Genomic DNA, 15076 nt, shown 5'->3' with positions numbered 1-15076 from the left:
ATGGCGGACCGGATCGAACCCGGCGCGATGGTGGCGGTCCTGGGCGGGGGGCAGCTCGGGGCCATGTTCGCCGTGGCGGCCCGGCGGCTCGGCTACCGCGTGGCGGTCTGGGATCCCGACCCCGAGGCGCCGGCCCTCAAGGGGGCCGACCGGCCGCTCTGCGCGCCGTTCACCGACCCCGGACCCGTGCACGAGCTGGCCGGCGCGGCCCGCGCCGCGACCTACGAGTGGGAGAACATCCCGGTCGCGACCGCGGCGGAGCTGGAACGCCGCCTGCCGCTCCGTCCCTCTGCCCGCATCCTGCAGCTCCTTCAGAACCGGCTGGAGCAGAAGACCTTCCTGGCTGGGCACGGGATTCCGGTCGCCCCCTTCTGTGCGGTCCGCGAGCCGGCCGACCTGCGCGCGGCCGAGCGGCTCGGCTTCCCCTGCCTCTGTAAAACAGCCACCTCGGGCTACGACGGCAAGGGCCAGTGGCGGCTGGCCGGCCCGGCCGAGGCGGAAGCGCTCGCCGCCCGGCTGTTCACGCAGCCGCCAGGCGAGGGGCCGGCCCGCTGGATCCTCGAGCGGTTCCTCGCGTTCGAACAGGAGCTGTCGGTGCTCGTCGTGCGCGGGGCGGACGGGGAGCGCCGCACCTATCCCGTGGTGCAGAACCTCCATGAAGGGGGCGTCCTGCGGCTCACCCGCGTGCCGGCGTCCGTGGACGAGGCTACGGCCCGGCGGGCGCAGGAGCTGGCGGGCGCGGTCGTGGAGGCCCTCGAGGGCGTGGGGGTCTTTTGCGTGGAGCAGTTCCTGATGCCGGACGGCGGCCTGTTCGTCAACGAGGTGGCCCCTCGCCCGCACAACTCGGGCCACTACACGCTGGACGCCTGTACGGTCTCGCAGTTCGAGCAGCAGGTGCGGGCGCTCTGCGGCCTCCCGCTCGGGGAGGTCCGGCTGCTCTCGCCGGCGGCGATGGTGAACCTGCTGGGCGACGACCTCACCCGGGCGACTGTCGGCGAGGGACTCGCCGCGCTGCTGGGCCGGCCCGGCGCCGCGCTCCACGTCTACGGCAAAACGCCCATCCGCCCCGGCCGCAAGATGGGCCACGTGACGTTCCTGGCCGAGAAGGGCGAGGAGGCCTGGGAGGCGGCGACGGCCTTCCGGCGGTGGCTGGGCCATTGACTGGTTTGAAATTCAACCGGATCGCGGAACTGAGGAGAAGCCTCCGCGAAGATGGCGAGACGGCCTTGGCGCGGCGCCGGCGAAACGCTTGTGCCCCTGGCTGGGTGCCGTCCTGTGGATGCCTCGAGGCGCACGGCTTAGAGGACAACGTCGAAGAGAGATGAAAACGAGAAGCCGTGGATCGTGTCCGGTGTTCTGCCTTCTGTGCAGGCTTGAACCGCCAATTTCTTCCCCGCCGCCTCGGCAAGGTCGGCCAGCGCCTGCTCCAGGTTTGCTTCCAATTGCACGTCCTTCCGCTGTTGCTGCTCGGGCCGATGGCCAGCCAACGCTTTGCCCGGCACCCTGATCCTGAGCGCATCGTCGGTCCAGATAAGCCCCTGGCAGTCTCTTATTTGCACGGCATCCAGGTGTACCCGGACAGGCCGAAACGCCCAGCCGAACATCTCCGCGCCCCCATACCAGAGTGGAACGTCGGTGGTGGCGTCGACGGCGAGAAACGCACCGACAGCCGCAGGATTCCAGGCCGTGGCTGCGCCTATTGCGACTGTCCACGCCGACACGTGCAGCAGCCAGCCGGTTAGCCAGTATTGCCAGCGGACCTTCCCGTAGTCGTGCACGAGCCCGGTGACCACGATATCCGCTCCTGTCTCCTCGCCGAGCGCTCGGATTTGCGCGTCGGTCAGCGGTGCTCCTGGGCGCCCAATATCCGCAAGGAGGCGCCGGGCATCCTCGAAGGGGACGACAGTCACTCCCGGTTGCTTCGCCAGATGCGCTGTCAGGAAGCGCTGGGCCTTGACCTCGATCTCCTGCTTCAACTGGGCTAACAAGACAGAGTCCGTCTCCGCCGCCGGCGCTTCCTCGAACGAGTAGATCTGCGCGCTCGTGGTGATCGGCGCCTCCAAGATGATCGGCCCCACGACAATGCGCAAGGGCGGTACTGGTGAGGCCGGCGGTTGTCCTTCCAGCATGCTGCAGCTCACGAGCACTCCACAGAGGATGAGCCTTCCAAGTACAGACGCGGTCTGAGAGGTTGTCAGCCAGGTGCCAGGCATCGTCATCTCCTCTCGATGGGGATCCGCCATCCGTGACTGGGCGAACAGGGATCGCGCACACCTCGTGTGGCGAGCCCCGCGCTCCGCGTGAGCGGCCAACAGTCACGGCTTGGCACTGAGCGACAGAAAGGCTTGCTGCAGAGGAGCGTTACGCAGCGAGAGGAGGATGAAATGGCAGAGTGACGGGACCCGGCAGGGCCGTCGTTGGAGCCTCGATGGCCCTCAACTGGATAGGGCAGCAAGTTGCAGGGGCCGCGTGGGGTACCGACACAAAGGCGAGGTGGCAAGGACAGCCATCGTCGCCTGTCTGGCCCATGTCCACAGTCCGCGTCACTGACTGGCTCCGCCCGGTCGGCGATGCGTGAGACGAGACGCTGGCCCACTCATCGAGACACGTCACACCGGATAACTGGATCACCATCAGCAGGATGAATCCGGTCACGCACAGTCTTGTCCGCGGTCGTGACACCATCAGGGATGACTCGCTTTCGTTGAGATGCTGTCCATGGACGTTTCGATTACCAGTCAGACTCCCAGCGGCGATGGCGCCGCGGGGTGAAGAAGCGCACCTCCGGGCGCTTGAAGAGGCCGATCAGGGCCATGCCCGCCACGAACCCGCCGATGTGCGCGAAGAACGCGATCCCGCCGCCCCCGCGCCCGAGTGACATCCCGCCGCTCAGCACCTGCATGACGAACCAGAGGCCGAGCACGAGGGCGGCCGGCACGTACATGATCCGGGAGAAAAACCCGAGCGGCACCAGCACGAGCACGCGGGCGTGCGGGAAGAGGAGCAGGTAGGCGCCGAGGACGCCGGAGATGGCTCCGCTCGCGCCGACCATAGGGACGGTGGAGGTCGGGTCGATCAGCCCGTGGCTGAGCGCCGCCAGGATGCCGCAGGTCAGGTAGAAGACCACGAACCGCGCATGCCCCATTACGTCCTCGACGTTGTTGCCGAAGATCCAGAGGTACAGCATGTTGCCGATCAGGTGCATCCAGCCGCCGTGGAGGAACATGCTGGTGAGGAGGCTCGCGTAAGCCGGGAGGCCTGCCCACTCGGGGGCGCTTGCGGCGTGCCCGAGGAACAGGGCCGGGATCGCCCCGTACCGGTACACGAACAGCTCGGCTACGTCCTCCGGGAGGGAGACTTCGTAGAAGAAGACGAGCACGCAGGCGGCGATCAGCGTGATGGTCACCACTGGCGTGAGCGTCGTGGGGTTGTCGTCGTGGAGGGGAATCATAAAGGCGGTGATGGGTGATGCGCGACAGGTGACGAACTGGAAGCGGTTGGGGGCACCATTTCACCCCTTCGCCCGTCCCACGTCACTTGTCACGGGCTTTTCCTGTCAAGGGGCCCAGCGGTTCGGGCGCGTCCGGTCCCAAGGGCACCGAGAAGCCCGCCGCGTGCCGGTGGCCACCACCGCCGTAAGCGGCGGCGATCGCGCCGACGTCCGCGCCGTCCGGCTGGGACCGCAGGCTATAGTAGCGCCGGTGGTCCCGGTCGTGCCAGATGATGCAGAACGGATAGCCCGGGGAGAGGCGTTCCCCGAGCTGGCTCGTCAGCACGGCGCTGCACACCGCGGGGACGGTCGTCCCGTGGAAGGAGACCAGCACCGCCCCGGCGGCGATCTTGCCGACCAGTTCCCGCTCGTAGCGCAGGATTGCCTGCCCATCGGCCTCCAGCCGGTCCTGGCGCAGCCTGTCCCAGACCTCGAAGTCGTAGGGGTAGGAGGCGAGCGCGGCGTTGATCTCCCGGCTAGCGGGCAGCGCCCACTCCCACAGGTCCTTGTCCTGCACGTACTGGAGCAACCAGGGGACCGGCTCCCGATGCGCCCATTCCCAGGCCATCACGGCGCCGGATTTCTTCTCCTCGAAGCGCGCGTAGGGCAGGCCGGCGAGCGCCTGCTGGGCCGTCACGTGGTGGTCCAGCACGAGCAGGCTCGCCGCCGCCTGGGCCAGGGCCTCGAGCGTCTCCCGCGGATAGCTGAAATCTACGATCACGACGTGGCGCCCGGCCAGCCCGGGCGGCGGGGGGAACCCGTGCTTGACGGCAACGTACTGCGCGGCGGGAAACCGCTTCCACAGGGCCCAGGCGGCACCGAACCCATCGGCGCAGTCCGCATGGTACAAGACCACCTCGGGGGCGGGCGAGGGTTCCGGGTGACGCGAAGGCCAGCTCATACCTCAAGGGGCACAGGATACCATGATTGCCGGCTGTGACCAACACCCCGTCCGGCGGCTCAGGGACGCGGCCGGCTGTCCGGGCTGCCGCGGCGTGTCCTACGCGGAGTTGCCGACCACGGCGGGTTGCGGCACGGTGTTCAGGCGGTCAATGAGCTGCCGCAACCGGCCGGCGCTCTTCCGGTTGTAGTGGAAGACCAGCCGAGGGAGGTGCTGCAGCTCCGGCTCGTCGTGCTCGCCGGGGAGCGGGCCGCCCTGCTCGAACCGGCCATCTGCGAGGAGGTCGGCGAACTCCTCGTTGATCCGAGCAAGCGAGGCCTCGGGCAGAGGGTGCTTCATCCGGACGACGAGGTGCCGGTGCACGAACCGGATCGAATGGTAGTTGCGGTAGAAGGCCTCGATCTCCTCGACCGCGTCCTCCGCCGAGTCGAAGATCTTGAACAGGCACAGATCCTCTTCGTTGATGAGCTGGCGGGCCAGGAGCTGGTCGGTCAGGAACCGGCGCCAGTGGTCCCAGTAGTCGCAGCCGGGGGCCTGCAGGCACACATAGGGTTGGGGCGCGCTTTTCCCGGTCTGGGCGAGGGTCAGCACCTCGAACCCCTCGTCGTGCGTGCCGAACCCGCCGGGGAACATCGCGGCGGCGCAGCACTCCTTGACGAACATCAGCTTGCGGGTGAAGAAATACTTGAACGTCACCAGCTTGGGGTCGTCGGCGATCACGGAGTTCGCGCCTTGCTCGAACGGCAGCATGATGTTGACGCCGAAGCTGTGCTCCCGGCCGGCGCCTTCCTGGCAGGCGCGCATGATCCCGTCCGCGCCGCCCGTGATCACCATGTAGCCGCGCTCGACGAGGCGCCGGCCGAAGCGGACCGCGAGCTGATAGTTGGGGTCATCGGGCTGGGTGCGCGCCGAGCCGAAGACGCTGACCTTCGGACGGTGACGGTAGGGCGCGAAGACCTTGAGCGCGTAGCGCAGCTCCTTCAACGTCCGGTGGAGAATCTTGAGGTCGAGGTTGTCGAGGGGGCTGTCCCGCAGCTTGAGGACCGCCTCCAGCATGTGCTTCTGCAGCACCTTCCGGAGGCTGTCGTCCGGTTCGTCCAGCAGCGCCTGGACCTGTCGAAGAATCTCCTGATCCGTCATGGTAGCTCGGCCGGCCCCGATCTCCGCCCCCGGCCGCTCTGCCCTGCGCAACCCGGCGCGTGCCTCTCAGGAGATCGGAGTTGAATCTTACCAGGTCGCTCGCCTTCGGTCAAAAGGGAGGCGCGATCCGTGTGGCTGCGGCCGTCCCCGCCCCTTGTCAAGGAGGAGGGCGGACGACTAGACTACAGGCCGTTGGCCGCCCCCGCCCCCCGGAACTGGACATGGCTGCCCCGGACCACAGTTTCGTCGCCCGCGCGGCGCGTCTCGCGCGCCACGGCCTCGGCCTGTCCGTGGACGTCTACCAGCCGGACCTCTGGGAGCTGCTCGAGGCGCTGGATCGGGAAGGGCTCTGCGCCGACTACCTGGAGCTGTTCAAGGCGCCGGCGCCGATCCTGGAGGCGGTCCGACGCCGACTCCCGGCGCTGCCGATCGAGTATCACGCCGAAGGGCTCTGGCTGACGCAGCCGGACTGGGAGACAGCCTATCCGTGGGAAGCGGAGGTCACCGCCGCCGCCGCCCACCTGCGTCTGCTCGGCAGCGCGTGGCTGACCCATGAGTGCGCGGCCAAGCAGATGGCAGGCTACGCGTTCGGAACCTATCTGCCGCCGTTGTTCACCCGGGCGAGCGCCGCGGTGACGGCGCGGCACGTGCGGCGGCTCCAGGCACAGCTCGACCGGCTCGCCTCCGCGGCACCGGGACGGGCCGCGCCGCTCGTCCTGCTCGAGATCCCGCCGCTCCCCTACCTCGGATGGGGGGATCTGCGTCCGGCCGCCTTTTTCCGCCGAGTGGCGGAGCTGGCACCCTGCGGGCTTGTGCTCGATCTCGGGCACGTCTGGACTCAGTACCGCTACTCGGGCGCGTGGCGACGGTCCGCGCTCCGCGATTACGTGGCTGACTTCCTCGATGAGTTTCCCCTCGAACGAGTCATCCAGATCCATCTAGCCGGGCTCGCAGCGCACGAACGGGATCCTCAGGGGCAGGCGGCGGTCCCGCCCCGCTGGCTTGACGCGCACGCGGCGCCGGTGCCCGAGGCACTGTACGACATGCTCGCCCAAACGCTCGCGCACCCGGGGCTCGCGAACCTGAAGGGCGTCGCGTTGGAGGTGGACACGAAGGCGATCCCGCAGATCGTGCGGGAGTTCGGGCGCCTTCGGGAGGAGTTCGGAGCCCGCGTGGCCGCGGCCACGCAACGGCCCGCCGCCGGAGCGGTGCTGGCCGCACGCGACGGCCCGCGGGAGCCTCCGGAGGTGGACGGCCCCCGGTCTGAGGAAGCAGAGCTGACGGGCCAGTACGAGCGGTATGCCCGGATCGTCACGGGTGCCGCCTCAAGGGGGCTTCCCGGCCCCGCACCCGATCCGGAGGGCCTGGACCTCTATCGCCGGGTGTACCTGCCGCACGAGATCCTGGCCTGGGGTGGGGCGCTGCAGGACATGTTTCCGGAGACCTGCCGCCAGCTCAAGCGCGCCGGTCTCGCCGTCGAGCGTTTCGTGACTTTCTGGTTCCAGGCGCCGAGAGTCACGAATGAGCCCTACGATTTTTTCCTGTTGAAGGTGCGTCGCTTCGTCGAGTTTATCGAGGAGGTCCTCCCGGCCAGCGCGGCGATCGCGCGGCGCGAAGCGGCGGAGCTGTGCGCCGCCTATCGAATGGCGTGCGAGGCAGTGGCGGGCAGCGCCTAACGAGTCAGGCGGGATCAGGAATCAGCATGACCGATCGCCCCTTACCCCTCACCCCTCACGGCTCTTTTTGGCACGACATTCCCCGCCCCATCATGGGGTTGGCGCCGATGGATGGCGTCACGGACGCGGCGTTCCGGCTGGTCGTCGCGCAGCAGGGACCGCCGGACGTCACGTTCACCGAGTTCACGAGCGTGTTGGACGTCTGCCGCGGGCCCGACGCGCTCCTGGCGTCGCTCCTGTACAGCGAGCTGGAGCGGCCGGTCGTCGCGCAGCTCTATGGGAAGGACCCCGACCTGTTCTATCAAGCCGCCCATGCGGTCTGTGCGCTGGGCTTCGACGGGCTCGACATCAACATGGGCTGCCCGTCGCGCAACGTGGTCTCCTCGGGTTCCGGCGCGGGGCTCATCCGCACCCCGGACCGTGCCCACGCTATCCTGCGGGCGGCCCGCCAGGGGATTCTGGACTGGGCGGCGGGGCAGTCCTTGGAAGCCGCCGGGCTCAGGCCGGCGCGGGCGGCGCGGCTGCGCGCGATGAACGAGGCGCGGGGCGGCCGCCCGGTCGAGCGGCGCGTCATCCCGCTCTCGGTCAAGACCCGACTCGGCTACGATCAGGTCGTCGTCGAGGACTGGGTCGCGCATCTGCTGGAGGAGCGGCCGGCCGTGATCTCGGTCCACGGGCGCACGCTCGCGCAGATGTATCGCGGGGAGGCGGACTGGTCGGCGATCGCGCGGGCGGCCCGGCTCGTCCGTGGCACGGGCACGCTGCTGCTCGGCAACGGCGACCTCCAGTCGCTGCGCGACGTGGTGTGCCGCGTGCAGGCCAGCGGCGTGGATGGGGTGCTGGTCGGGCGCGGCGCGCTGGGCTGCCCCTGGTTCTTCCGCGGGAAGGAGGCGGCCCGCGCGCTCGCGCGGGCCGCGCGGCCCGACGAGACCGCGCTCGCGATGCTGGACGAGCCACCCGTGGAACCTGCCGAGCGGTTCCGCGTGATGCTCGACCACGCCCGCCAGTTCGAGGCCCTGTTCGGCGTGCAGCCTTTCCCCCGCATGCGGAAGCATCTCGGCTGGTACTGCAAGGGGTTCCCCTACGCCGCCGCCATGCGGGCCGCGATGGTGCGGGCTTCCTCGAGCGCCGACGTCGAGCGGATCGTCGCCGAGTTCGTCGGCGCCGCTCCTCGCGCGGCAGACTCCGCGTCCGGGCCGCTGGAGTCGGCCGTGGCGGTCCCCTTCGCCTGCGCGTAGCCGATGCGGTTGGTGCTCGCTTCCACCTCGCCTCGACGCAAGGATCTCCTCGCGCTTCTCCAGGTTCCCTTCGAGATGGCGGCGCCGACGTTCGCCGAGGTGCTCGGCCGCGGGACCAGCCCGCCGGACCTAGCTCTACGGTTCGCCGAGGGCAAGGCCGAGTCGTGCGCCGCCCGATTCCCGGACGCGCTGGTCGTCGGCAGCGACACCCTGATCGAGCTGGACGGCACGGTGCTCGGCAAGCCGGAGGACCTCGCCGACGCTCGGGGCATGTTGCGCCGGCTCCGGGGCCGGGCGCATCTGATCCATACGGCGGTGGCGCTCCGACGGGCGAGCGACGGCCTCGCCGATGGGGCGGTCGAGACGGTGCGGGTCTGGATGCGTGCGTTCAGCGAAGAGGAGCTGGAGGCCTACCTCCAAACGGGGGAAAGTCTGGGGAAGGCGGGGGCCTACTCGATCCAGGGCGAGGGGGGACGGTTGATTGAGCGGATCGCGGGCGATTACCCGGCGGCGGTCGGCCTCCCGTTAGGGCGGCTCGCGGCGCTGCTCGAGCGCCACGGATGCCGGGTGCCAGCCGATGTGGACCGGCTCTACTGGGAGCGTCCCTACCCGAACTGGGTCCGGTTCGCGTGACGGGGAACGGCGGGCGGGTTTGCAATGGTCCAGCCGTTTTTCTTACAATGGCGCCGGCCTGACGAGTCGGCGGCGCGGCGGTGAGCCAGGAGGAGGGAGGCATGCGGGAAGCGGCGAGGGCAGGGAAGCGAGCGAGCACCAGTCACGCAGGGCCCGGAGCGGTCGTCCTCGGCGCGATCGCGCTCTGGGCGGCCGGAGGCGGGCCCGCCGCCGCGATTGACGTGAACCTGACCATGGAGGAGGCCAAGAAGGCCCTCGCGGCCGGCCGCGAGCCGCTGGAGGCTGCCTACAAGTCGCCAGAGCGGGAGAAGGAAGTCAAGAAGGTCCTGCAACAGGCCGCCCTGACCACGCGGATCGGCGCCGACCCAGAAAAGAATCCCTGCGGCGCCAGCGCGGTCCTCCGCACCAAGCGGTACTGGCTGGAAGCGTTCGGCCGCCGCGAGGCCATGGAGTCGGAAAAGCAGAAGCGCGAAGTGCGGATGCCGGACGACAAGATCCAGAAGTACCTGGAGATGCCCAACCTGGAGATGGAGATCCAACTCTGCGGGGACGATGAGTATTTCGCCGATGGCGTCCAGGTCGCCCTCCAGCAGGGGAGCAAGACCATCCGGCCGGTGGACGTGAGCCAGGCCGAGCGCGGCCGCAAGAACGAGGGGCAGGGGCCCGCCTACCGGTCGCGGTTCACGGCTCGGTTCGCCTACGACAGTTTCGATCCCAACGCCAAGACCAAGGTCGTGATCTTCTTCCCGGACGGCAAACAGGAGGAGTTCGAGGCGGACTTCTCGAAGGTCAAATAAGCGAACAGCGAGCAGCGGGTAGCTCCTAGCGCGCGCTCCGGCGCGTCCCGCCGCTGTTTGCTATGAGCCGTTCGCTTCTTGCTCTCGCAAACGCAGCGTGTAGAGATAGTGGTAGAGGCCGCGCCGCTCCATGAGCGCGGCGTGCGTGCCTTCCTCGACGATCCGCCCCTTGTTCAGCACCAGGATCCGGTTGGCCCCTTGCACGGTCGTGAGCCGGTGCGCGACGACGAAGGTGGTCCGGCCCGCCATCAGCCGGTCCAGCGCCTCCTGGACCAGCCGCTCCGACTCCGAGTCCAGCGCCGAGGTCGCCTCGTCCAGGATCAGCAGCCGCGGGTTCTTGAGCACCGCGCGCGCGATCGCGAGCCGCTGGCGCTGGCCGCCCGAGAGGTTCACGCCCTTCTCGCCCACGACGGTCCGATACCCGTCCGGGAGCGCCGTGATGAACTCGTGTGCGTTGGCCGCCCGGCTGGCGGCGACGATCTCCTCTTCTGCGGCGTCTTCCCGCCCGTAGCGGATATTGTCGAGGATCGTGCCGCCGAACAGGACCGTCTCCTGCGGCACGAGCGCGATCTGGCGGTAGAGGCTCTCGATCCGGACTGCCCGCAGGTCGTAGCCGTCCAGGGTGATCCGGCCTGCGGTCGGATCGTAGAACCGGTGCAGCAGGTTGATCAGGGTGGTCTTCCCGGCGCCGGTCGGCCCGACGATCGCCACGACCTCGCCGGGCTTGGCCTCGAAGGAGACCCCGGCGAGCACCGGCTGGCGCGGGTCATAGGCGAAACTGACGTCCTCGACCCGGACATGACCCGCGAGGGGCGGCAGCTCGATCGCGTCCGGGCGGTCGCCGATCTCTGGCTCGGTGTCGAGGATCTCGAAGACGCGCGCCATGGCGCCCTGCGCTTCCTTGAGCTGGGCGAAGACCCGGGCGGCGGAGCCGAAGGGGCCGATCAGGATGCCCGCGAAGAGGACGAAGGCGAAGAGGTCCCCCGGCGAGACCGTGCCCTCGATCACCTGCGTGCCGCCGTACCACACGACGGCGCCCGCGGCGGCGAAGGTCAGGAGCGTGATCGTCGGGATGAAGAGGGCCAGGACGGCGGCCCGCCGGAGCGTGATCGCGAGCGCGCGCTCGACCTGGCCAGCGAACCGGGCCACTTCCCGGCGGGTCTGGACGAAGGACTTGACGACTCGGATCCCGGACAGCACCTCCTCAGCCAGCGTCGTCAGCGCCGCCTGCTGGTCCTGGATGGTGGTCGAGAGGGCGCGGAGCCGCCGGCCGAACAGCCGCGCGACGAGCACGAGGAGCGGGAGCAGCAGCAGGATCAGGAGGCACAACCGCCAGTTCATCACGAACAGGAAGGCCACGCCGCCTACGAAGGTGACGAGCTGCTTGGCCGAGTCGATCGGGGTCTCGGTCAGCGTGGACTGGATGATGCCCACGTCGTTCATCAGCCGGGAGAGGAGCTCCCCGGTCCGACGCCGGGCGAAGAAGCTCAACGAGAGCCGCTGCAGGTGGGCGAACAGGTGCGTCCGGAAGTCCGCCAGGATCCGCTGCGAGACCCGCGCGGTCAGGTAGCTGTGGCCCATCGAGAGGAGGCCCTGCAGGAGGACCAGTGCGAGGAACAGGCCGAGCGCCGCGGTCATGCCCGCCTGGTCGTGCTGGACGGTGATCACATCCCAGAGACGGCCCGCCAGGCGCAGGAGCGCGAGATTGACGACGGCGACGCCGGCGACGAGCAGCGCGGCGCCGGCCATCTGCGGCAGGTAGGGTTTCAGGAAGGGAGCGAAGCGCGAGTAGTACGACACGAGTCCGAGTCGGTGGAACTGACTCGCTTACAGTTGCGTGATGGATTCGATCAGGTTCTTGTTGACCGACACGAAATCGGCGTGCTCCTTGTCGTTGACGGTCACGTCGGTCAGGTTGATGAACAGACGTTGCTCTTCGTTCAGCACGTCGGAGACGCGGTTCCGCATTGGTGGGATGACGAAGTCGCCGACGTAGGTGTTGTTCAGCGTTCGGACTCGAATCCGAGCCTTTTTGCCTTCGGGCACGCCGCTCCTCCCTCCCCGGGGCCGCGCTATCGGAGCCTAGGTCCGGCGCCGCAGGAACTTCATGCGTCTGCGTAGTTTCTTGTGCTTATGCTTCCGCATTTTCTTGCGGCGCTTCTTCAACACGCTGGACATGCGCAGGCTCCTACGATGGGAGAAGTGTAGAGGGTTCTTCGCGTAATTGCAAGCAAACCGGCGTCTTGCCGCGCGCCCCCGCGAGGCCGTGCTTACGTATCACAACGGCGCGCAGGGTGTCAAGAACCGCACGGAGCGGGCGCGGCTTGACGCTCCCCGCGCGGCCTTCCTATACTCCCGCATGATGTCGGATCGCCCCGTGGCCGTGGCCGCCGTCCTCTGTGCGCTGCTGGGCGCGCTCGGCGCCGTGACGGCCTGCTCCCAGAAAGAGATCCGCTATCCCGCCGACCACGCCCGCTACCAGCGGATTGACGCCGCGGTGGAGGCCCTCCGCAAGGCCTACGTCGAGAAGGACCGGAGCGCCCTGCACCGCCTGATCCTGCCGGTGGAGGCGCTCGACCGGACGGGGGTGGACATCGAGCGGGACTTCGAGCAGTTCGAGGAGATCAGCCTGGACCTCTCCATCGAGCGGATCGTCATCGAGGGCGAGACGATCCAGGTGTTCGTCCACTGGCAAGGAAACTGGAAGCGGAAGGCGACCGATCCCGGCATCCGCGAGCGCGGGCACGGCGTCCTGCGCTGGGTCGGGGTCCAGTCCATCCTGCTCAAGGGCGTTGACGGCGACCTCTTCTTCGGGATGGCCACGCGGCATCCTGCGAGCGAGGCTAAGCCGGACGGGTAAGAGCGCGCGATGCGACGGGCGAGCGTAACGGGCCAGGCGGGGTTGCCCGAGACGGATTTCCTCGTGATCGGGAGCGGGGTCGCGGGGCTGCGGGCCGCGATCGAGCTGAGCCGACACGGGCGCGTCCTCATCCTCACTAAAGGGCATCCGCTCGAGAGCAGCTCGATCTACGCGCAAGGCGGCGTCGCCGTCGCGCTCAGCGAGGAGGACGATGTCGCGATCCACCTGACCGACACGATCAAGGCGGGCCACGGCCTCTGCCGGCGCGAGGCCGTCCGGGTGCTGGTCGAGGAAGGGCCGGACCGGATTCAGGAGCTGATCGGCTGGGGCGCGCGGTTCGACAAAGTCGGAGAGAAGTTCGCCTTCGCGCGTGAGGCCGCGCACAGCCGCAGCCGCATCCTGCGCGCGCGGGGCGACGCGACCGGCAACGAGATCGTCCGCGTGCTCATGGGGCAGGCCCGGCAGCAGCCCCGCATCGCCTGGCTGGACCACCACTTCACGGTGGACCTCGTGGTGGTGGACGGCGTCTGCCGGGGCGCGGTGGTGCTGGAAGAGGAGAGCGGGGCGCGAGCGGTCGTGCCGGCTGCCGCGGTCCTGCTGGCGACCGGCGGGGCCGGGCAGGTCTATGCCCGGACGACCAATCCGCCCAGCGCGACCGGCGACGGGATGGCGATGGCGTGGCGCGCCGGGGCCGTGCTCGAGGACATGGAATTCGTCCAGTTCCACCCGACGGCGCTGTACCTGCCTTCCAGCCCGCCCTTCCTGCTCTCGGAGGCCATCCGCGGCGAAGGCGGCCGGCTCCGGAACGTCAAGGGCGAGTTGTTTATGCACCGCTACCATCCGGCCGGGGAGCTGGCGCCGCGCGACATCGTGGCGCGCGCGATCTGGTCGGAGATGGCCGCGACGCGGGCCCGCCACGTGTACCTCGACGTGACCCACTTGAGCGCAAGCTTCATCCGCCGGCGGTTCCCGACGATCTACGCGACCTGCCTGCGCTACGACATTGACATCACGGAGGAGTGGATCCCGGTCTCGCCCAGCGCCCACTACATGATGGGGGGCGTCCGGACCGACCTCGACGGAGCGACGAGCCTGCCGGGGCTGTTCGCGGCCGGCGAGGTCGCCTGCAGCGGGGTGCACGGCGCGAACCGGCTCGCTAGCAACTCGCTCCTGGAGGGCTTGGTGTTCGGGGCCCGGGCGGCGCGCGCCGCCGTGACTGTCCCGGCGCACGCGCGGCCGGCTTGCCCGTCGCTGGAGGAGCTGGACAGCCGGCCACCGGGGACGTTGGAGGATGCGGACAAGCTCCGCAGCTCGCTCCGCCGCCTCATGTGGGGCAAGGTCGGGCTGGTCCGGACGGGCGATTCGCTCGCCGCGGCGCTCGCGCAGCTCTCGCGGTGGGAGCGGCTTGTGGCCGGGCCCTTCGCGACGCGCCGCGACCTCGAGGTACGGAACATGGTCCAGGTGGCGCGCTGCATCGCGGAGGCGGCGCTCTGGCGGGAGAACAGCGTCGGCGCCCATTACCGGGCCGACTTCCCCGACGCGAAGGGGCGAGCCTCCCTGGTGCACAGCCGGCTGGTGCGGGGGGAGCAAGCGGCGGAGCCGGCGCGGCGGCGCCAGGTCACTCGCGGCGCGGCGGCAGCGAGACGCTGACTGCGGGCTCCCGGTCGCCGCGCGTGGCGGTCGAGGAGGTCCGCGAGAAGGTCCGGTAGAAGCGCAGGACCTTCTCGACGTAGCGGCGGGTCTCGTCGAGCGGCGGCACGCGCCACCCCTCTTCCACGCGCCGCGCGCCCGCGTGGTAGGCGGCCAGCGCCAACGCAAGGTCTCCCCCGAACCGGTCCAGCAGGGCCCGCAGGTGGCGGACGCCGGCGCCGATGTTTTCCTCCGGATCGAAGGCATCGCTCACCGCCAGCCGCCGGGCCGTCTCCGGCATGAGCTGCATCAAGCCGAGAGCGCCGGCCTTCGAGACCGCTGTCGGGTCGAAGTCTGACTCGGCCTTGATCACCGCCCGCACCAGGTTTGGATCGAGTCGATGCGCCCTCGCGTGACGCACGATCGCACGATCGAGGCCCGGCCCGTGCAGCCGGGGCCGGAGCGAGCCGGGTCGGTCGGGCTCGCGCCAGATCCGGTAGCGGGGATCGGTCGGCGTGTCCGTAAACGAGACGCTGCCGTCCGGTTGGACAAGGTAGTAGATCTCGGCCGAGGCCGGACTCGACGCGAGCAACGCGAGCATGGCCAGCCGGGCGAGGCGTGCGGCCCGGGGGCGAGGCGCGAAGTGCGGCGAGGCGTGCATGGAGACAGAGGCTAGCACCGGGGGGCGAGCCTGTCAAAGCTTTCGGGGTTT

At 69.4% G+C, this 15076-nt stretch carries 15 protein-coding genes; 7 read left to right on the top strand and 8 right to left on the bottom strand.

The annotated features are described in order from the left end of the window. A complete protein-coding gene (locus tag ACWHYQ_RS04475) occupies positions 1–1161 on the top strand; it encodes a 5-(carboxyamino)imidazole ribonucleotide synthase (protein ID WP_447974540.1) in 1161 nt (386 codons plus the stop codon). Positions 1162–1298: 137 nt separating this feature from the next. On the opposite strand, the gene ACWHYQ_RS04470 is transcribed toward ACWHYQ_RS04475, so the two are convergent. The 4 genes from ACWHYQ_RS04470 to ACWHYQ_RS04455 all read right to left on the bottom strand — a co-directional run bounded on the left by ACWHYQ_RS04470 (position 1299) and on the right by ACWHYQ_RS04455 (position 5531). Continuing rightward, a complete protein-coding gene (locus tag ACWHYQ_RS04470; RefSeq protein WP_447974539.1) occupies positions 1299–2063 on the bottom strand; it encodes a hypothetical protein in 765 nt (254 codons plus the stop codon). 668 nt (positions 2064–2731) lie between these two features. Continuing rightward, entirely contained in the window at positions 2732–3451 is a 720-nt protein-coding gene (locus ACWHYQ_RS04465; protein ID WP_447974538.1) for a rhomboid family intramembrane serine protease, read from the bottom strand. Between the two features lie 82 nt (positions 3452–3533). Then, on the bottom strand, positions 3534–4391 hold the full coding sequence (locus ACWHYQ_RS04460; protein WP_447974537.1) for a phosphoesterase: 858 nt from the start codon (positions 4389–4391) through the stop codon (positions 3534–3536). A gap of 99 nt (positions 4392–4490) precedes the next feature. Next, positions 4491–5531: an LOG family protein gene (locus tag ACWHYQ_RS04455; RefSeq protein ID WP_447974536.1), complete on the bottom strand. Its 1041-nt coding sequence runs from the start codon at positions 5529–5531 to the stop codon at positions 4491–4493. A gap of 221 nt (positions 5532–5752) precedes the next feature. Here ACWHYQ_RS04455 and ACWHYQ_RS04450 point away from each other — a divergent pair, with 221 nt between their 5' ends. The 4 genes from ACWHYQ_RS04450 to ACWHYQ_RS04435 all read left to right on the top strand — a co-directional run bounded on the left by ACWHYQ_RS04450 (position 5753) and on the right by ACWHYQ_RS04435 (position 9875). Continuing rightward, on the top strand, positions 5753–7207 hold the full coding sequence (locus ACWHYQ_RS04450; RefSeq protein WP_447974535.1) for a multinuclear nonheme iron-dependent oxidase: 1455 nt from the start codon (positions 5753–5755) through the stop codon (positions 7205–7207). Between the two features lie 26 nt (positions 7208–7233). Further along, a complete protein-coding gene (locus ACWHYQ_RS04445) occupies positions 7234–8445 on the top strand; it encodes a tRNA dihydrouridine synthase (protein ID WP_447974534.1) in 1212 nt (403 codons plus the stop codon). 3 nt (positions 8446–8448) lie between these two features. Further along, entirely contained in the window at positions 8449–9078 is a 630-nt protein-coding gene (locus tag ACWHYQ_RS04440; protein ID WP_447974533.1) for a Maf family protein, read from the top strand. Between the two features lie 101 nt (positions 9079–9179). Further along, on the top strand, positions 9180–9875 hold the full coding sequence (locus tag ACWHYQ_RS04435; RefSeq protein WP_447974532.1) for a hypothetical protein: 696 nt from the start codon (positions 9180–9182) through the stop codon (positions 9873–9875). Positions 9876–9935: 60 nt separating this feature from the next. On the opposite strand, the gene ACWHYQ_RS04430 is transcribed toward ACWHYQ_RS04435, so the two are convergent. Genes ACWHYQ_RS04430 through ACWHYQ_RS04420 form a run of 3 tightly spaced genes read right to left on the bottom strand, consistent with a single transcriptional unit; the run spans position 9936 to position 12053 of the window. Continuing rightward, positions 9936–11675: an ABC transporter ATP-binding protein gene (locus tag ACWHYQ_RS04430; RefSeq protein ID WP_447974531.1), complete on the bottom strand. Its 1740-nt coding sequence runs from the start codon at positions 11673–11675 to the stop codon at positions 9936–9938. Between the two features lie 27 nt (positions 11676–11702). Beyond that, complete coding sequence (locus ACWHYQ_RS04425; RefSeq protein ID WP_447974530.1) at positions 11703–11921, bottom strand: DUF6812 domain-containing protein; 219 nt, start codon at positions 11919–11921, stop codon at positions 11703–11705. Positions 11922–11957: 36 nt separating this feature from the next. After that, complete coding sequence (locus ACWHYQ_RS04420; RefSeq protein ID WP_447974529.1) at positions 11958–12053, bottom strand: AURKAIP1/COX24 domain-containing protein; 96 nt, start codon at positions 12051–12053, stop codon at positions 11958–11960. Positions 12054–12141: 88 nt separating this feature from the next. Between ACWHYQ_RS04420 and ACWHYQ_RS04415 the strand changes: the two genes are divergently transcribed. Beyond that, entirely contained in the window at positions 12142–12735 is a 594-nt protein-coding gene (locus tag ACWHYQ_RS04415; protein WP_447974528.1) for a hypothetical protein, read from the top strand. Between the two features lie 9 nt (positions 12736–12744). After that, positions 12745–14385, top strand: a complete 1641-nt coding sequence (nadB, locus tag ACWHYQ_RS04410; RefSeq protein ID WP_447974527.1) for an L-aspartate oxidase — start codon at positions 12745–12747, stop codon at positions 14383–14385. On the opposite strand, the gene ACWHYQ_RS04405 is transcribed toward nadB, so the two are convergent. Beyond that, positions 14354–15043, bottom strand: a complete 690-nt coding sequence (locus ACWHYQ_RS04405; protein ID WP_447974526.1) for a lytic transglycosylase domain-containing protein — start codon at positions 15041–15043, stop codon at positions 14354–14356. The genes nadB and ACWHYQ_RS04405 overlap by 32 nt on opposite strands. Positions 15044–15076 lie beyond the last annotated feature (33 nt).

The organism is Nitrospira sp. Kam-Ns4a, from assembly GCF_965152595.1.
Note: the sequence above shows the minus strand (reverse complement) of the source record. Positions and strands in the feature narration are given on the sequence as shown.